The organism is Flavobacterium rhizosphaerae, from assembly GCF_046000445.1.
GTDB classification, from domain to species: domain Bacteria; phylum Bacteroidota; class Bacteroidia; order Flavobacteriales; family Flavobacteriaceae; genus Flavobacterium; species Flavobacterium rhizosphaerae.
Genome location: NZ_JBELPZ010000017.1, coordinates 55,285 through 73,645, shown reverse-complemented (window position 1 = coordinate 73,645; position 18,361 = coordinate 55,285). Strand labels below are relative to the sequence as shown.

At 40.3% G+C, this 18,361-nt stretch carries 14 protein-coding genes and 1 pseudogene; 12 read left to right on the top strand and 3 right to left on the bottom strand.

Annotation, left to right across the window (positions count from 1 at the left end; genetic code table 11):
* Positions 1-159: 159 nt before the first annotated feature.
* Positions 160-1,437, bottom strand: a complete 1,278-nt coding sequence (locus ABS766_RS13960) for an acetyl-CoA hydrolase/transferase family protein (protein ID WP_408085808.1) — start codon at positions 1,435-1,437, stop codon at positions 160-162.
* A gap of 149 nt (positions 1,438-1,586) precedes the next feature.
* Between ABS766_RS13960 and ABS766_RS13955 the strand changes: the two genes are divergently transcribed.
* From ABS766_RS13955 to ABS766_RS13905, 11 genes and pseudogenes are all read left to right on the top strand, one after another.
* The gene (locus ABS766_RS13955) at positions 1,587-2,270 is read left to right on the top strand and encodes a TetR/AcrR family transcriptional regulator (RefSeq protein WP_408085807.1); all 684 of its coding nucleotides are present in this window, start codon (positions 1,587-1,589) and stop codon (positions 2,268-2,270) included.
* Positions 2,267-3,922, top strand: a complete 1,656-nt coding sequence (locus tag ABS766_RS13950) for a peptidase domain-containing ABC transporter (protein WP_408085806.1) — start codon at positions 2,267-2,269, stop codon at positions 3,920-3,922. Before ABS766_RS13955 ends, ABS766_RS13950 begins: the two co-directional genes overlap by 4 nt.
* Positions 3,923-3,925: 3 nt before the next feature.
* On the top strand, positions 3,926-5,281 hold the full coding sequence (locus ABS766_RS13945) for an HlyD family secretion protein (RefSeq protein ID WP_408085805.1): 1,356 nt from the start codon (positions 3,926-3,928) through the stop codon (positions 5,279-5,281).
* Positions 5,282-5,296: 15 nt separating this feature from the next.
* Complete coding sequence (locus tag ABS766_RS13940) at positions 5,297-6,697, top strand: TolC family protein (RefSeq protein WP_408085804.1); 1,401 nt, start codon at positions 5,297-5,299, stop codon at positions 6,695-6,697.
* Between the two features lie 44 nt (positions 6,698-6,741).
* The gene (gene map / locus ABS766_RS13935) at positions 6,742-7,560 is read left to right on the top strand and encodes a type I methionyl aminopeptidase (RefSeq protein ID WP_408085812.1); all 819 of its coding nucleotides are present in this window, start codon (positions 6,742-6,744) and stop codon (positions 7,558-7,560) included.
* A 2-nt stretch (positions 7,561-7,562) separates the two neighbouring features.
* A complete protein-coding gene (locus ABS766_RS13930) occupies positions 7,563-8,330 on the top strand; it encodes a class I SAM-dependent methyltransferase (protein WP_408085803.1) in 768 nt (255 codons plus the stop codon).
* Between the two features lie 73 nt (positions 8,331-8,403).
* Positions 8,404-9,673, top strand: a pseudogene (locus ABS766_RS13925) (type IX secretion system plug protein).
* Positions 9,674-9,789: 116 nt separating this feature from the next.
* The gene (gene apaG, locus ABS766_RS13920) at positions 9,790-10,176 is read left to right on the top strand and encodes a Co2+/Mg2+ efflux protein ApaG (protein WP_408085801.1); all 387 of its coding nucleotides are present in this window, start codon (positions 9,790-9,792) and stop codon (positions 10,174-10,176) included.
* Positions 10,177-10,283: 107 nt separating this feature from the next.
* Positions 10,284-11,912, top strand: coding sequence for an L-glutamate gamma-semialdehyde dehydrogenase (gene pruA, locus ABS766_RS13915; protein WP_408085800.1), 1,629 nt, complete (start codon positions 10,284-10,286; stop codon positions 11,910-11,912).
* Between the two features lie 205 nt (positions 11,913-12,117).
* A complete protein-coding gene (locus ABS766_RS13910) occupies positions 12,118-14,571 on the top strand; it encodes a DUF7619 domain-containing protein (protein ID WP_408085799.1) in 2,454 nt (817 codons plus the stop codon).
* 80 nt (positions 14,572-14,651) lie between these two features.
* A complete protein-coding gene (locus ABS766_RS13905) occupies positions 14,652-15,038 on the top strand; it encodes a DUF1801 domain-containing protein (RefSeq protein ID WP_408085798.1) in 387 nt (128 codons plus the stop codon).
* 61 nt (positions 15,039-15,099) lie between these two features.
* Here ABS766_RS13905 and ABS766_RS13900 read toward each other — a convergent pair whose 3' ends face one another.
* Entirely contained in the window at positions 15,100-15,837 is a 738-nt protein-coding gene (locus ABS766_RS13900) for an SDR family oxidoreductase (protein WP_408085797.1), read from the bottom strand.
* 78 nt (positions 15,838-15,915) lie between these two features.
* A complete protein-coding gene (locus tag ABS766_RS13895; protein ID WP_408085796.1) occupies positions 15,916-16,806 on the bottom strand; it encodes an AraC family transcriptional regulator in 891 nt (296 codons plus the stop codon).
* Positions 16,807-17,016: 210 nt separating this feature from the next.
* On the opposite strand from ABS766_RS13895, the gene ABS766_RS13890 reads away from it, so the two are divergent.
* Positions 17,017-18,327, top strand: coding sequence for a serine hydrolase domain-containing protein (locus tag ABS766_RS13890; RefSeq protein WP_408085795.1), 1,311 nt, complete (start codon positions 17,017-17,019; stop codon positions 18,325-18,327).
* Positions 18,328-18,361: the final 34 nt, after the last annotated feature.

Sequence of the window (18,361 nt, the reverse complement as noted above, 5' to 3'; positions counted from 1 at the left end):
AGAATAAAGGGAACCCGCGGGCTCCCTTATTTGTTTAAAAAAAATAGGGCTGACTCACTTTTGAGACAGCCCCTTTACTTTTGCTTTCACACACAAAAAAGCCTGCACTTTACAATGCAGGCTTTTTTTCAGACAAACTACAACTAAAAACAAAATACGCTATAAGCATATTTTAAATTCATTAAAATATGCCTCATCAATAGCCTCCCTATGCATAGGGTGCGCAATATTAATTAAGGCTTTGGCACGTTGGTGCAATGTTTTGCCATAAAGGTCGGCCACACCAAACTCGGTTACCACATACTGCACATGCCCGCGGGTAGTTACCACGCCTGCCCCTTCTTTTAAAAAAGGTACTATTTTATTTTCACCTTTTCGGGTTACTGACGGCAATGCAATAATAGCCTTGCCGCCCTCGCTTAGCGAAGCTCCCCTTATAAAATCCATTTGCCCCCCTACACCGCTGTACATGCGGCTACCAATAGAGTCGGCACACACCTGCCCGGTAACATCTACCTCTATGGCAGAGTTAATGGCAACCATTTTAGGGTTACGGCGTATGGCTGCGGTATCATTAACAAAACATGATTCGCGCATTTCAATAAAGGGATTATCATTTACAAAATCATACAGTTTTTGAGATCCGATTAAAAATGTTGCCAGAGCACGGCCTTTTACTATCCCTTTCCGGGTACAGTTTATCACACCACTTTCAATTAGGCTTATAACCCCATCAGAAAACATTTCGGTATGCAGCCCAAGGTTTTTATGGTTACCCAGTTTTTGCAATGCGGCATTAGGGATAGAGCCAATACCCATTTGCAGGGTGCTGCCGTCTTCTATCAGCGATGCTACATTTTCGCCAATCTTTGCTTCCTGTTCCGTAATTTCATCTAATTCATGGCTATAAATAGGCACATTAGTCTCAACAAGCCAGTCAATTTCCGAGATATGCAACACACTGTCGCCAAACGTACGCGGCATATTTGGGTTAACCTGCGCCACTACTTCTTTTGCTGTTTCAATAGCGGCACGGCTAGCCTCTACCGATACCCCAAGCGACACGTAACCGTGGGCATCGGGCGGCGAAACCTGTATAAAAGCCACGTCAACAGGCACTACTTTTTTACGAAAAAGCCGTGGCAGCTCGCTTAAAAATACCGGGGTATAGCTGCCATTGCCTGCGGTTAGTGTATGCCTTACATTTTTTCCTATAAAAAAAGAATTCACATGAAAACTATCTGCCAGTGCCGGATTAGCATAAGGTGCCGGGCCTTCGGTATGCATGTGGCATACTTCAACATTTCTCAGTTCGGCAGCCCTTTGTGCCAGCGCTGCTGTTAAAATATTGGGAGTAGCCGCAGCGGCCTGCACATAAACCCTGTCACCCGGTTGTACTGTTTTTACAGCTTCTGCTGCTGTGATATACTTGCTCATATTACCTGTATTTTAATTCAAAAATATAGCGTGGCGCAATTAAAAAACATGATAAAACTCATGTTCTTAAAAATTAAATTTAAAGTAATAGTTGCAAAATTGATAGTAAAACTATTACTTTTGCAATAAAGTGTATTATTGTTATAATTATGGAATTTGTGCTTTCTAACCTTAAACTCCGCATTAACCAAAAACTTTATATAAAAGACCCTGAAACTTCGGCTTTGGGGAAAAAGATATTGAAAGAAAGTATATTGCTTATAAATGAGGCAGGGTTTGAAGCCTTTACCTTTAAAAAACTCGGTGAGCGTATACAAAGTAATGAAAGTTCTGTATACCGCTATTTTGAAAATAAACATAAGTTGCTGGTATACCTCTCTTCATGGTACTGGAGCTGGATAGAATACCGGCTTGTATTTGGCACGGCAAACCTTATACAGCCTTATGAGAGGCTTAAAAAAGCCATTACCATAGTAACTGAGGAAACAGCAGATAACAGCGACACAGAACATATAGATAGTATAGTATTGAAAAAGGTCATTATCCAGAATTTTACAAAAACGTTTCTTACCAATGAGGTTGATGAAGAAAACAGGGATGGCTTTTTCCAGATATACATACGCATTATACACCGGGTTGCCACACTGATAAAAGAGGTACTGCCCGGTTACCCCTATGCCGAAACACTGGCCAGCACTATAGTAGAAGGGGCACTCCACCAGCACTTTTTAAAAGAACACCTTACCAGTATAACAAACTGTAACGACATACTAAGCCCAACGGCTTTTTACCTGAACCTGATTGATAATGTAATAAATACCCCTGCAACATGACCCCTTTAAAAAGATTTACAAACTTATTGAAGCTGGATAAAAAAGATGTATACCAAATACTTTTCTATGCGGCTTTTGCCGGGCTTATAAGCCTCTCGCTGCCCCTCGGCATACAGGCCATAATTAACTTTATTCAAAGTGGCCGTATAAGTGTATCGTGGATATTGCTTGTAGTGGTAGTTACGCTTGGTGTGGCCTTTGTGGGGCTGCTTTCTTTAATGCAGCTGCGCATAACAGAAAACCTGCAGCAAAAAATATTTATCCGCTCTTCGTTTGAGTTTGCCTACCGCATGCCCAAAATAAAGTTTCGGGAAATGTATGATAAATACCCACCGGAGCAGGCCAATCGTTTTTTTGACACCCTTAATGTACAAAAAGGCTCAGCCAAAATACTTATAGATATGAGCGCTGCCATGCTGCAAACCGGCTTTGGCATTGTGTTGCTCTCCTTATATCATCCTTTTTTTATACTATTCGGGCTATTGTTATTGCTTCTGTTGTATTTCATCTTCAAATTTTCTTATAACGAAGGGGTAGAAACCAGCCTAAAGGAGTCTAAATTTAAATATAAGGTGGCCTATTGGATTCAGGAAATTGCGCGAAGCAGCAGCAACTTCCGTAAAAAAAATAATTTTGAATATGCCCTTAAACGCAATGATGTGCTTGTTAGCGAATACATAAACTTTAGGGAGAAACACTTTAATGTAATAAAAAGGCAATACCTACAGCTTATAGGTTTTAAAGTGCTTATTACAGCCGGACTGCTGCTTATAGGCGGTTTTCTGGTTATAGCCCAGCAAATGAACATAGGGCAGTTTGTAGCCGCAGAAATTATTATAGTGTTGGTTACCAATTCGGTTGAAAAAATAATAATCGGCCTGGAGTCGTTTTATGATGTATTAACCTCGGTTGAAAAAATAGGCCAGGTATCAGACCTTGATATAGACAAAGAAATTAATGATGAAAACGTTAGCCTGGCCGAAATTAACCTGGAAACCGATAATATTATATACCGTTTTCCCGGCACCGCAAAAGCCGTGCTTAATGGTGTAAGCCTGAAAGTGCACCAGGGCGAAAGGGTTGCTATAACAGGCGGAAACGAATCGGGCAAAACTACATTGCTGCGGCTGCTGAGTGGGGTTATGGAACCCGAAAATGGCGACATTTATATAAACGACGGCAGTTTTAAAAAACTAAACAAAGAACTTTACCGCAGCAAAATAGGCACTGTAATACAGGGCGAAACCACGTTTGACGGCACTATACTGGAAAACATTACTTTTGGTGACCCAACTATAAGCGAAGAACGGCTAAGGTGGGCTTTAGATAATGTGCAGCTTACCCCGTTTATAAAATCGTTGCCGGAAGGGCTGGATACGCATATTTTACCCGAAGGGCTGCAGCTTAGCGCCAGTAATACCCAAAAAATAGTTTTGGCAAGAAACATTATCCATAAACCAAATGTATTGTTTTTAGAAAACCCGCTTGATAAGATAGATATTACCACGGCAAACAAAATAATCGACTTTTTGCTGAGCCCCGAGAACCGATGGACGGTGATTGTTTCATCAGTAAATAACTACTGGAAATCAAAATGTGAAAGAATTATTGTAATGAATAATGGTAAAATTGTTGAAGACCAAAGTATCTAGATCATGCTGAATATTTCTGAAAAAAATCCCGTAAACATAAAGGCTAATGGTTTTAAAACACTGCAAAGCCTCACCAACCGGCCGCATTATAAAATACTGAACCGTATAATTATAGGTTTTTGTATAATGGCGTTCCTGTTCCTGTTCCTGCCATGGACACAAAATATAAACGGATCAGGCTCGGTTACCACACTAAGCCCGGAGCAAAGGCCCCAAACGGTGCACAGTGCCATTGCCGGGCGTATAGAAAAATGGTATATACGGGAAGGCGATTTTGTAAATAAAGGCGATACCCTTGTTTTTCTCTCTGAAATAAAAGAAGATTATTTTGACCCCAACCTGGTAGAAAACACCAAAAACCAGGAAGATGCCAAGCGTATGGCGTTACAATCGTACGGCAGCAAAGTAAATTCGTTAGAGGTTCAGGCGGCTTCACTTGAAAAAGAACGAAAGCTGAAACTGGAGCAGGCCAATAACAAAATAAGGCAGGCAGAGCTGAAAATTAAAAGCGACAGTATGGACCTGGAAGCTGTAAAGACCCAGCTGCGTATTGCGAAAACACAGTTTAACCGGGCTACGGCATTGAATGAAAAGGGCCTGAAACCCTTGACTGAGGTTGAAGCCAAACGCCTTAAACTGCAGGAAGCCGAAGCAAAAATAATTACACAGGAAAATAAACTGCTGGCCTCTCAAAACGAACTCATTAATGCTATGGTAGAGGTTAACCGCATTACGGCAGAATATACCGAGAAAATATCAAAATCACAGAGCGATAAATTTACGGCACTAAGCAACCAGTATGATACCGAAGCGCAGGTAAACAAGCTGCATAACCAATATGTAAATTACAGCATCCGTAATGGCATGTATTATATTACCGCCCCGCAAAGCGGTTATGTAAATAAAGCCCTTGTGGCCGGTGTGGGCGAAACTATTAAAGAAGGTACCCCAATTATTAGCATTATGCCTTCCGGTTTTGACATAGCTGTAGAAACGTATGTAGACCCTATTGATCTTCCGCTTATTAACAAAGGGGAGCATGTAAGGGTATGGTTTGACGGCTGGCCGCGTATTGTATTTTCAGGCTGGCCAGGGCTCTCTTACGGTACCTTTGGGGGCCGCATAGTAGCCATAGAAAATTACATAAGCCCTAATGGCAAATACCGCATACTTATAGCCCCCGATACTGCCGAGGGCAAATGGCCCGAACAGCTTAAAGTGGGCACCGGCGCCCGCACCATGGCACTGCTGGATACTGTACCTGTATGGTATGAAATATGGAGGGTACTTAATGGTTTCCCACCAAATTACTACCAACCCGAAAGCAGCAAAAGCAATGAGAAGAAAGAAAAGAAATAACATACCCTACAGCACATGAAACTGTTTAAATATGTATTTATAACCCTGCTGATTATGTTTTGCGCTGCAACAGCTACCGCACAGGAGTTTGTTGAGGGAGAGCTTAGCCTTAATGAGTATTTAGGCTATGTAAAAAAATATCACCCGATTGTGCGGCAGGCAAACCTTAAAATAAGCCGTGCCCAGGCAGAACTTATGGCGGCCCGTGGTGGCTTTGACCCAAAAATTGAAGTAGACTATAATGAGAAACAATTTAAGGAAACCGAATACTATTCGCTGTTAAACAGCAGCTTTAAAATACCCACCTGGTATGGTATAGAAATAAAAGCTGCTTTTGATAACAGCGAAGGGGTATATGTTAATCCGCAAAACAAAACGCCAAATGCAGGGCTAACTTCGCTGGGGCTTACCGTGCCTGTTGGCAATGGCTTGTTTATAAACGACCGTATGGCCGATGTGCAAAAAGGGAAATTGCAATTATCTTTAAGCGAGGCCGAACGTAAGCTTGCTGCGACAGAGGTGCTGTATGATGCCGCCAAGGCCTATTTTGAGTGGAAAAAGACGTATACCGAAATGCGTATGTATGAAGATTACCTTGGCTATGCCTCAGAGCGCTACGCCGGTGTGCTGCAACTGATTGAGTTGGGTGATTCTCCACGCATTGACAGTGTGGAAAGCGGCATAACCGTAAAAACACGCAGGCTGAATTTTGAAAATGCAAAGCTCAAATATACAAAGGCGCGCCTTAACCTTGCCAACTACCTCTGGATTGAAAATGTACCAGTAGAACCTGCTGACACCATGTACCCGGAAGAAAACCTGGCAGCAACAATTACAGAAACCCTTCAAACCAATAAACTGCTATTTGAACCGGGCAATTTAGAGGAACACCCAAAAATACAATCGCTGCAAACAAAACTCGATATTCTGGAGGTAGACCGCAGGCTAAAGGCCAATAAACTCCTGCCCAAACTGGAGGTGGGCTACCATTACCTTTCAGAGCCTTCTTATTTTGACAATTACCGTTTTAACGATTATAAGGTAAGCGCTTATTTTAGTTTCCCTATATTTTTAAGAAAAGAACGCGGCAACCTGCAGGTAGCCAAATTTAAAATACAGGATGCGCAGTATGAGCTGGGTCAGCAGCAGCTGCAACTGCAAAATAAAATACGAGCACAACAAACCGAAATTGAGTCGCTAATGCAGCAGAAAGAAATGGCCGGGGCCTTGGTAGCTGATTATGACGTGATGTTAAAGTCTGAAGTAGAATTGTTTTCGTATGGCGAAAGTTCCATTTTTCTTATCAACTCCCGCGAAAACAAACTGGTAGAAGCCATGCTAAAGCAAATAGATCTTGAAAACAAATACTTTATCTCTAATGCCGAGTTATTCAAAATAATGGCAAACCCTGATTAAATCATTTAAAATCGTACTTTTGCACCTCTGTAAATTATGTAATGATGATTATACCTAAAACAAGGGAACAGATTGAGATAATGCGCGAAAGCGCCCTGTTGGTTTCAAAAACACTCGGCATGATAGCCGCTGAAATAAAACCCGGTGTAACCACACTGGAACTGGATCGCCTGGCCGAAGAATTTATTCGCGACCATGATGCGCTACCGGGCTTTAAAGGGTTATATGGCTGCCCAAGCACCCTGCTTACCAGTGTAAATGAGCAGGTAGTGCACGGCCTGCCTACCAACCGCCCTATTGAAGAAGGCGATATTGTTTCGGTAGACTGCGGCGCTTTTAAAAATGAATTTTATGGAGACCACGCCTATACCTTTGAAATTGGGGAAGTGGCGCCTGAAATTAAAAAATTACTTAAAGTAACTAAAGAATCGTTATACGAAGGCATCCGCCAGTTTAAAAACGGCAACCGTGTAGAAGATGTGGGCTATGCCATACAGCAATATACCGAAGCAGAAGGCTATGGTGTAGTACGCGAACTTGTGGGCCATGGGCTGGGTAAAAAAATGCACGAAGACCCCAACATGCCCAATTATGGCAAGCGGGGGCGTGGCAAAAAATTTATTGAAGGCATGGTAGTAGCTATTGAACCGATGATTAATATGGGTACTAAAAATGTGCGAACCCTTAAAGACGGATGGACTATTGTAACCCGCGATGGTAAACCGAGCGCGCACTTTGAGCACAATGTTGCCTTGGTTGACGGCAAGCCCGAACTGCTGAGCACATTTAAATATGTATACAAAGCTTTGGGTATTGTTAGTGATGAGGAAGAGGAATTCAGGCAGGTACCTTTGGTAGTATAACCATGAAAAAACTCTTTAAATTCATACTCAATACCATACCAAGGCCGTTGCTGATACGCTTAAGTTATGTAGCCCGCCCGGTTATGGCAATGGCACTTAAAGGCAATACCTATACCGACCCTATCGACGGAAAAAGTTTTAAAAGCTTTTTACCTTACGGATATGGCACACAGCGTAATAATGTACTTTCGCCCAGTACGCTTTCGCTGGAAAGGCATAGGCTGTTATGGCTGTACCTTAAAAATGAAACCGATTTTTTTAGTGCCCCACATAAAGTATTGCATTTTGCACCGGAACAGGCTTTTTATAAGCGGTTTCGTAACATGAACAATCTTGATTATACTACAACCGACCTTTATTCGCCCCTGGCTGATGTAAAGGCAGACATCTGCAACTTGCCGTTTAAAGATAACGAGTATGATATTATTCTATGCAACCACGTGTTAGAGCATATACCGGACGATACTAAAGCCATGCAGGAATTGTACAGGGTACTAAAACCCGGTGGAATGGCCATTTTGCAGATACCGCAGGATTTATCCCGTGAAAATACTTTTGAAGACAACAGCATAACCGACCCAAAAGAGCGTGCGCACATTTTTGGGCAATATGACCATGTGCGGGTGTACGGCCGTGATTATTTTGATAAACTGCGCAGCATAGGTTTTACTGTGGTAGAAGAAGAGTATACCAAAAAACTTTCAGCCGGGGATGTAACCCGGTATTGCCTGGCAAATGGCGAAGTAATACCCGTGTGTTTTAAGGGTTAAAAAGCATAGTAATGTGGCTGTTATAATATAATTACTATATTTACGTTTCAAAAAATTACAAGCAGCAAAACAAATGACGACATCCCTTTACCGCGCCTATATAGCCGGGATAGTATTTTTTATCACACTAACAGGGTTTGCACAGGTTCAGCCGGAAGTAGCCCCCCCCTTACAACATAAAAACAGTGTCGTTTATGCAAAACGGCCAAAATGTATATCCTTATTTTCGCCTGGGCGATAATTTCCAGCTTGTTTTTGACGACCTTTTTGGCAATGAGGCTAATTATTATTACTCCATACAGCATTGTAATTATGACTGGAGTCCTTCATCGCAACTTACCATAAACGATTACATTGAGGGGTTTGATAACCAGCGCATCCAAACGTATGAAAATTCGTTTAACACACTGCAAATTTATTCGCGTTACCAGCTTTCATTCCCAAATAAATTTACACGTATATTGCTTACGGGCAATTACATCCTTAAAATAATGAATGAAGACCGCGATGTTGTTTTTTCACGCAGGTTTATAGTATATGAAGAGCAGGTAAGTGTGCCATTACAGGTAAAACGTGCCCGAAATATGGAGGTGATTTATGAAAAGCATAATATGGACTTTGCCATTAAATCAGAAAGCTTATTATTTCAGAGCCCGTTGCAAAACGTTAAGGTAGCAATTTTCCAAAACGGCCGTTTTGATAATGCCATTTACAATGTAAAGCCGCAGTATACTATTGGTAACGACCTTATTTACCGCTATGATAAAGAAACCCAGTTTTGGGCCGGTAATGAATATTGGTATTTTGATAATAAAGACATACGCAATGCAGTAAACAATATAGCGCGCATTACTGCAGGTGAAATTTATAATACCATATTATATACCAATGACGCGCGCGCCAATAAGCCCTACACCTATTACCCTGATATTAACGGCAACTTTATGCCTAACAATATCAACCTTAGCGTAACTGACCCTAACCTGGAGTCTGATTACAGCTGGGTATTTTTTAAGCTTGATGCCCCGGCTTTTTTTGAAAAGAAAGACATATATATTGGCGGCATGTTTAACAATTATGCCAAAACCGATGAATACAAATTGGAATACAACGAAAAATCGGGCTTGTATGAAAAAGCCGTAATGGTAAAGCAGGGCTTTACCAATTACATGTATATAACGGCAGATAAGAACGGCGTTGTAGACGGCAAAAATGCTGTAGACGGCAATTTTTACCAGACTGAAAACGATTATGATATTTTTGTATATTACCGCCGCAATAACGAGCGGTATGACCGTGTAATTGGCCATGGCGCCGCCAATTCGCAAAATATTATTAATTAGCTGCCAAATACTTAAAAATTAATTTTGATTAATTTAATATTTGTATCTTAGCCAGACAGGTATTAAATTTGTACTTTTGAATAAGTTATTTATTCTAAATAAACAGTTTCATTTCTATGGTTTCACAAATAACCAGGGGCATAAAAATATCAGTTTCTACCAGTTTTGAAGGCACGTACTTTAAAAACTACAGGATTCAGTTTGCCTTTAGTTATGAGATTACTATAGAAAACCAAAGCAAAGATTCTGTACAGCTTAATACCCGCCACTGGGAAATTTACGACTCACTTAACGACATTGAAATAGTAGATGGTGAAGGCGTTATAGGTAAAAAACCTGTTCTTAAGCCCGGCGAAACTCATAGCTATAGTTCCGGCTGCCTGCTCACCTCGCCTTTCGGGGCCATGCGCGGCTATTTCAGCATGATTAATTTTACTACCACACGTGCTTTCCGCGTTATTGTACCTACCTTCAGGCTTAGCGCACCTTTTGCATTAAATTGATTTTAAAGCCTCATTTATAGTTTATTGTTATTATATTGCAAATGCAATACGCATATTTCGTTTATATTTGCAATACTTTCAAACATTCTTTATAAAACAACACCACTATGCCTAAAGGAATTTATAACGTACCCAAAGCCATTAATGAACAGGTAAAAAGCTATGCCCCGGCAAGCAAAGAAAGAGAGCAGGTTATTGCTGCTTTCAAAGAAATGTACAACAGCAGCACCATAGATGTGCCAAACTATATAGGTGCAGAAGAAGTACGCACCGGGAAAACACAAAATATAACCCCGCCCTTTAACCACAAAAAAGTTGTGGGTACCTACCACGAAGCCGAAAAACAACATATAGAGCAAGCCATAAGTACAGCACTGGATGCGCGTAAAAACTGGGCAGCATTAAACTGGGAACACCGCACGGCCATATTTTTAAAAGCTGCCGACCTTATTGCGGGGCCATACCGCGCCAAAATAAATGCTGCTACAATGATTGGGCAGGCCAAAACCGTACACCAGGCAGAAATTGACTCCGCTTGCGAGCTTATTGATTTTTTGAGGTTTAATGCAGAATTTATGCAGCAAATATACAGTGAGCAGCCGATATCATCTGAAGGTATCTGGAACCGCCTGGAGTACCGCCCGCTGGAAGGTTTTGTATATGCCATTACCCCTTTTAACTTTACTGCTATTGCAGGCAACCTGCCTGCTGCCCCTGCCCTTATGGGTAATGTGGTGGTTTGGAAACCGAGTGCCAGCCAGGTATATAGCGCCCAGGTAATTATGGAAGTATTTAAACTTGCAGGCCTACCTGCAGGGGTAATTAATATGGTGCATGGCGACCCGGTAATGATAAGTGATGTGCTTATATCAAGTCCGGATTTTGCAGGCCTGCATTTTACAGGCTCTACCCATGTATTTAAGGATTTATGGGCTAAAATTGGCCAAAACATCAACAAATACAAAACCTATCCCCGAATAGTGGGCGAAACCGGAGGTAAAGATTTTGTGCTTGCACACCCAACAGCAATACCTGCACAGGTAGCTACTGCACTTAGCCGGGGGGCTTTTGAATTTCAGGGGCAAAAATGTTCGGCAGCCTCACGTGCTTACATTCCGAAATCTATATGGCCACAGGTAAAAGATCTATTAATAAAAGATATTGAATCGTTTAAAATGGGTTCTCCCGAAGATATGGGTAACTTTGTTTCCGCCGTTATCCACGAAGGCTCATTTGATAAACTGGCAAAATATATTGACGCTGCAAAAAGCGCTAAAGATGCCGAAATTATTGTGGGTGGCGGTTATGATAAATCGGTAGGCTGGTTTATAGAACCAACCGTTATAGAAACCACCAACCCGCATTATGAAACAATGGAGACCGAACTTTTTGGGCCCGTACTTACTGTATATGTTTATGATGATGCTAAGTGGACAGAAACACTTGAATTGATTGACGGTACTTCTCCTTATGCTTTAACAGGCGCTATCTTTAGCGGAGACCGCTATGCTATTGAAGAAGCTACCAAAGCACTGGAAAACTGTGCTGGTAACTTTTACATAAACGATAAGCCTACCGGTGCGGTAGTAGGCCAACAGCCGTTTGGTGGCGCACGCGCCAGCGGCACTAACGATAAGGCAGGTTCTATACTAAATCTGTACCGTTGGGTATCACCACGTACTATTAAAGAAACGTTTGTACCGCCAACAGATTACAGATATCCGTTTTTAGGATAATAACACGTAGTAAATTTATCTATATAAGCCTGTTGAAAATTTCAACAGGCTTTTTTTTATTTTCACGCAAACCTTAGAAATAATTCTTACCTAATTAGTAAAAAAAATACATTTTTTTCAAAAAAGACGCACTTAAATTAGGGTAAGCCAGACTTAAATTGTTATTTATATAAACGCATTTATTTTATAAACCAATAAAAAAATTATGAAAAAAAAATTATCTTATTTTATTTATGTTGCATCTCTGCTTATTTTCTGTAATGCCTCGGCACAGCTAAGCGATTATTCGGTTTGTGATGACAACAACGACGGAATGATGAGCTTTGACCTTACCTCTATGATACTAGAGATTTTAGACGGAGACAATGCTAATGATTATACCATTAGCTTTCATGAAACATATGACGATGCCGATAATGGTACAAGCCCTATCACTAATCCCGAAAATTATAACAATATTACTTCCGGACAGCAAACAATTTATACCCGTAAAGAAAATATTGCAACCGGAAATGTTGAAGTGGATGATTTTAGCATAAATGTTATCCCAAATCCTATTGCAGGCAACCCAATCGACCTTTACAATAGCAGTGGTGTTTTTGACCTTACATTTAACACCAATATAATAGAAAACAATTCCGGTACTTATGTTATATTTTTTACCACCCAGGCAGATGCTGAAACAAATGTAAATCCTATTGCAAATGCAACTGCCTATACAGCAACAAACCCTGTTGAAACTATTTGGGCGAGACTGGAAAATAGTATGGGATGTGCTACTATCACCAGTTTTGAAGTGTATACCGATGCAGAACCTATAGTAAACATTCCTGATGCCAATTTTAAAGCTAAACTGCTTCAGGCAAATACCAATAATGATATAGCCAAAAACGGCAGTGCCCAAAATATTAAGATTGACATTAACAACGATAACGAAATTCAGTTTTCTGAGACCTTACTTGTAGCAGAACTTAACTTATACAACTCAGGAATTGAAGACCTTACCGGAATTGAAGCTTTTACCAATTTAACAAGTTTATACTTAGGCACAAATAACTTAACCGAGTTAGATCTTTCGGCAAACCCAAACCTTGAGGTATTTTGGGCATATGATAACCCCAACCTGGTTTATATAAACATAAAAAACGGCACCGATCTGAACCCTACTGCTACCGATACCGGCTCCTGGATGGAAATCTGGGGTAACTTACCCAATAACATTTACATTTGTGCCGACGCTACTGAGATAGATTTTATATCGCAATACCTTAATATCTGGAATGCTACCGGGCAGGTAGTAACAACTTATTGTAGTTTCGGGCCGGAAGAAAGCCAGAATAATATTGCCGGTACAATACGTTTTGATGTTGACAATAACGGTTGTGACGATAATGATTTTACTATTGACTTTGTGCCTGTTACTATAACTGAGGGTGAAAATTACGGATATAGTTTTACCAGTTCCGGCAATTACCATTTTTATACAGGCACCGGTAGCTTTGAAATTACCCCTGTTATAGAAGGTGACTACTATACTGCTACCCCAGCCAGTGCAACTATAAATGCACAAACGGAAGGCAGTGATTACATGCAGGATTTTTGTATCTCTGCAAATGGCAACCATGCCGATGCTGCTGTATATATTGTGCCAATGCAACCTGTGGTACCGGGTTTTATGGCTATATACAAAATAATATATGTAAATAAAGGCAACCAGGCACTTACCGGCACAGTTACTTTTGATTATGATGACAGCATGATGGATTTAACATGGGCATCAATAAATGCCGATACATCTGTAAATGGCTTACTAACATGGAATTACAATAATCTACTGCCTTTTGAGACGCGAGAGATTATTGTACATTTTGAAGTAAATACACCAACTGACACACCTGCGGTAAACAGTGGTGATATATTATCTTTCACCTCAGAAATAACTTCCGGGTATACCGATGAAACTCCGGAAGACAATACATTTGTGTACGATGCTGTTGCCGTTAACTCTTTTGACCCTAACAATATTATTTGCCTTGAAGGAGAAACTGCCTCTACTGAAGCTATTGGAGATTACCTGCATTATGTGGTAAATTTTGAAAACACCGGAGATTACCCGGCTACAAATATAGTAGTGCGCATGGAAATTAATGAGGATGACTATGACACAAATTCACTACGTCTTTTAAGCAGTTCTGACGATGTTACTGTAAAGGTAACGGGTAATATTGCTGAGTTTATTTTTGAGGGCATTAATCTTGAAGCTGCGGCACACGGTAATGTAGTATTTAAACTAAAAACCATTACATCACTTGAAGAAGGTGATGAAGTTGCCAGCCATGCCGGTATTTATTTTGATTACAACTACCCGGTGATAACAGAGGAAGCGCAAACCACCTTTGCTACATTAAGCACGCCTGCATTTGTCAAAAATAATGTAGTTGACATATACCCTAATCCTTCAAACGCTTTGATTAACATAAAAGCTGTAAATACTATACAAAAAGTAACGCTTTATGATTTACAGGGAAGGGAGCTTGAGCAAACAGCACCTAATACTACCACAACTACACTTAACCTTAGCCAAAGGCAGACAGGAATTTATATAATAAAGGTTGTTACAGAACATGGTGTAATAAACCAAAAAGTTATAAAAGAATAATCAATTGAAATTTATATGATGAGAAAAAGAGGCCTAAGTGCCTCTTTTTTTTACATTTACAATAACAAACAATTATTTTTATGCAAACCATACCCGAATATAATGCAGCACAGTCAGAAGCCGATAAAGCTATATGCGAAGTACTCTTTAGCGAAATAAACAAACACCTGCCGGAAGCCGAAAGCAAAATATGGCATGCTCACCCCGTCTGGTTTTTAGACGGCAACCCCGTTACCGGATATCATACACTTAAAGACTGTGTAAGGCTTTTATTTTGGAGCGGACAAACCTTTGACGAGCCCGGCCTGCAAAACGAAGGAAAATTTAAAGCCTCCCAGGTACGCTATACAGCGGTAGGGCAGATTGACATGGACGGCCTGCAGCGCTGGCTTGAAAAAGCACGCGATATACAATGGGATTATAAAAACATTGTGAAAAGAAAAGGGGTTTTAGAGCGTATAAAATAGTACACTCTAAAAGCCTTCTTCATTTTTAAATCTTTAAACCGGGAATGTAATTTTGCTGGTATTACCACGGAATTTCCCATGTTTCCGGATTGTTCTCTTCACTAAAATACCCACCTGTAGGACCATCTGCACCTATAAGTGCATATTTACTTACACGATTTGCAGCCTGTTGTACGGTACCATGCCCCTGGTGATTGTTAAAGTCAGTTGCCACATAGCCCGGGTCAACGGCATTAACCCTGAAAGCAGTATTGCGCAATTCATAGGCGAGTTTAACGGTATACATGTTAAGTGCCGTCTTAGAAGAATTATATACTGACGCATTAAGGTCATAAGCAAACCAGGTTGGGTCGCTGTTCAGGGTAAGGGAGCCTACGCTTGAGCTTACATTTACAATGCGTGGCTCAGGCGAGTTCTTTAGTAAATCTATGAAAGCCTGCGTAACACGCACCACGCCAAACACATTAGTATCATACACCTCTTTAAACTGGTCAATAGTAGCATCAAGTGCCGACTGCGGCATACCGCCACTGATACCTGCATTATTAATTAAAACATCCAGAGTATCTGTTTTTTCTCCAAGGGTTTTGCGTGCAGCTGTTACCGAATCGCTATCCGTTACATCAAGCAATACATACGCTGCATTTTCAAGCCCGTCGGCTTTAAGTTGCGCTACCGCTTTTTCTCCGTTTTCAGCAGTCCGGCTGCCAATGTATACATAAAACCCCTGTTGCAGCAATAGGCGTGCAGTTTCAAAACCTATACTTTTATTAGCTCCTGTAATAAGTGCTTTTTTCATACTTAAAATTCTTTTTTGTTATTTATAAGTACAAAATTAGCTCGCACCTCCAACGCAGCAGTTGCACTGAGTAAGGGATTAATGGTACATTTCGCGGACAGCGGTGCGGTATGCTGCAGGGGTAGACTCTGTAAGCCTTTTAAAAAAACGGTTAAAGTAAGAGGCATCTTCAAAACCAAGCTGGTATGCAATTTCTTTTACTGAGGTATCGGTATGAAAAAGCAGCCGCTTAGCCTCAAGCAAAAGCCTGTCGTGTATATGCTGCATAGCTGTCTTGCCACTTTGCTCTTTAATTAATTCGCTAAAATGTCCCGCAGAAAGGTTAACCATTGCAGCATAACCGGCTACATCATGCACACGTACTATATTCTCTTCTATAAGCTGGCTGAATTTTTTAAACAGTTCTCTGTCGGTTGTGGCATTATCAGGCAGTACCTGCGCCGTATACAAACGGCTCATATAAATAAGCAATACCTGCATATATGCGGTAAGCATACTGTTGCGCCAATTATCCCCCCGGTTGTACTCTTCAAGTATCTTTTCGCTGATATCATCAATAAATGCCACATCGGCCTCAGAGAGTAATAGCTCATGGCCATAATTTGGGTTTTGTATTATAGGGAGCTGCCGTAATACCCTATTATCTTCAATATTTAAAAACTCATCTGTAAAACAAATGCCTATAACCCTGCTACAGGTAGATTCTTCCTTGAGCATTATTTGCTGTGGCGATGAAAAGTAAAACGCATTGGGCTTTACTACATATGGCACCATATCTATCCAGTGCTTGCTTTGCCCGCTTTTTACAAAAACAAACTTGTAAAAATTGTTGCGGTGGGGCACAAAAAACAATTCTTTCTGGTGGGTGGTTAACGCCTCACCCTTTACTATTTCAAAATGCTCTGCCCCATTATAGCTCGACTCTTTAAGCGTATAGACGGGAATATTTGTTTCTGTTGTAAGCTGCATAATACAAAGCTACGGAATTTTAGCGCATGCCCCTACAGTTTAATAATTTACAGCTAAAAGCAATTCAGTAACAATTGGCTGTAGACAATAATGCAGTAAGCCCACAGGGCCATTATAGCTAACTATATTTATTATTTACGTACCGTTAAGAATTGGAACTGTTTTTGTTTTACTGCAAACACTTATATTTACATTATATTTTTACCGGATATGAAGAAAGTTATATTAGCTATATTGCTTTTTGCCGCTACCTTTTGTGTAACAGCACAGGAAGCAAATAAATACACCAAAATAGACAGCCTGCTGAATTATTTATATACCAATAAAAAATTTATGGGCAGCCTGGCCATACGCGAAAAAGGTGAGGTGGTTTTTAGCGGAACTTATGGTTATAGCGACCTGGCCGGGGGGATTTCTGCTAATGAAAATACCAAATATAAAATTGGCAGTATTACTAAAATGTTTACCGCCAGTATTATTTTTCAGCTTATTGAAGAAAAAAAACTAACGCTGGATACCCGGCTTTCTGTTTATTATCCTAAAATTAAGAATTCAGATTCTATAACTATTGGCAATATGCTGAACCACACCAGCGGCATTTATAATTTTACAGATGATAGCACACTGTTATTTACAAAACCACAAAACCGACGAGATTTACTAGAACGCCTTTATAGCTATGAACCTGTTTTTGATCCTGGCACCAAAACTACATACAGTAACAGCAACTACCTGCTGTTAGGATACATCATTCAGGATATTACAGGAAAAACGTATAAAGAGAATGTTACCAAACGTATTATAAATAAGGTAGGGCTTAAAAACACTTATTATTTCACTAAAATTAATCCTCGTAAAAATGAGGCGTATTCTTATGAGTTAGAAAGTGGTGACTGGGCAACCGTAAATGAGTGGGACGAAAGTGTGGCAGGTGCTGCCGGTGCACTGCAAAGCACACCCGAAGACCTTACACAATTTATTACAGCTTTGTTTAATGAAAAAATTATAAAAAAAGAATCGTTAGAAGAAATGACAAACCTTACTATGGGTATGGGTAAGGGCATAATGGCTTTTCCGTTTGGCGAACGCAGATTTTTTGGGCATAATGGCAGTATAGAGGGCTTTGAGTCTGTAGTGGCCTTTTACCCTCCCGACAAAATGGCTATATCACTGATAAGCAATGGGCTTGATTATAATTTTAATAATATAATGATAGGGGTATTGAGCTGTTATTATAAAATACCCTATCGTTTTCCTGATTTTACAACGATTACTATAGGCGATGAATCATTAAAAGTGTATGAGGGAGATTATAAAAATGATGGCCTGCCTTTTACCATTAATGTAAAAGCTGTTGACGGAAAATTGCGCATACATGCCGATGAACAGGGGACTTTTTATGCACAACCGGTAAGCGAAACCGAATTTATACACAACCCATCAGGCATAAAAATAAAATTTACCAAAACAGGGTTTACATTGCTTCAAAACGGCACCTCTACCCTGTTTATAAAACAATAAAGAGGCTTTTTGAGTCTCTTTATTGTTTTATATA

What these genes read in the sequence shown, in the direction of transcription:
- apaG (WP_408085801.1), top strand. Translation starts at nt 9,790, where the DNA reads ATGGTTTCACAAATAACCAGGGGCATAAAAATATCAGTTTCTACCAGT.
- ABS766_RS13960 (WP_408085808.1), bottom strand. Translation starts at nt 1,437, where the DNA reads ATGAGCAAGTATATCACAGCAGCAGAAGCTGTAAAAACAGTACAACCG.
- ABS766_RS13930 (WP_408085803.1), top strand. Translation starts at nt 7,563, where the DNA reads ATGAAAAAACTCTTTAAATTCATACTCAATACCATACCAAGGCCGTTG.
- ABS766_RS13955 (WP_408085807.1), top strand. Translation starts at nt 1,587, where the DNA reads ATGGAATTTGTGCTTTCTAACCTTAAACTCCGCATTAACCAAAAACTT.
- pruA (WP_408085800.1), top strand. Translation starts at nt 10,284, where the DNA reads ATGCCTAAAGGAATTTATAACGTACCCAAAGCCATTAATGAACAGGTA.
- map (WP_408085812.1), top strand. Translation starts at nt 6,742, where the DNA reads ATGATTATACCTAAAACAAGGGAACAGATTGAGATAATGCGCGAAAGC.
- ABS766_RS13940 (WP_408085804.1), top strand. Translation starts at nt 5,297, where the DNA reads ATGAAACTGTTTAAATATGTATTTATAACCCTGCTGATTATGTTTTGC.
- ABS766_RS13900 (WP_408085797.1), bottom strand. Translation starts at nt 15,837, where the DNA reads ATGAAAAAAGCACTTATTACAGGAGCTAATAAAAGTATAGGTTTTGAA.
- ABS766_RS13895 (WP_408085796.1), bottom strand. Translation starts at nt 16,806, where the DNA reads ATGCAGCTTACAACAGAAACAAATATTCCCGTCTATACGCTTAAAGAG.
- ABS766_RS13890 (WP_408085795.1), top strand. Translation starts at nt 17,017, where the DNA reads ATGAAGAAAGTTATATTAGCTATATTGCTTTTTGCCGCTACCTTTTGT.
- ABS766_RS13910 (WP_408085799.1), top strand. Translation starts at nt 12,118, where the DNA reads ATGAAAAAAAAATTATCTTATTTTATTTATGTTGCATCTCTGCTTATT.
- ABS766_RS13905 (WP_408085798.1), top strand. Translation starts at nt 14,652, where the DNA reads ATGCAAACCATACCCGAATATAATGCAGCACAGTCAGAAGCCGATAAA.
- ABS766_RS13945 (WP_408085805.1), top strand. Translation starts at nt 3,926, where the DNA reads ATGCTGAATATTTCTGAAAAAAATCCCGTAAACATAAAGGCTAATGGT.
- ABS766_RS13950 (WP_408085806.1), top strand. Translation starts at nt 2,267, where the DNA reads ATGACCCCTTTAAAAAGATTTACAAACTTATTGAAGCTGGATAAAAAA.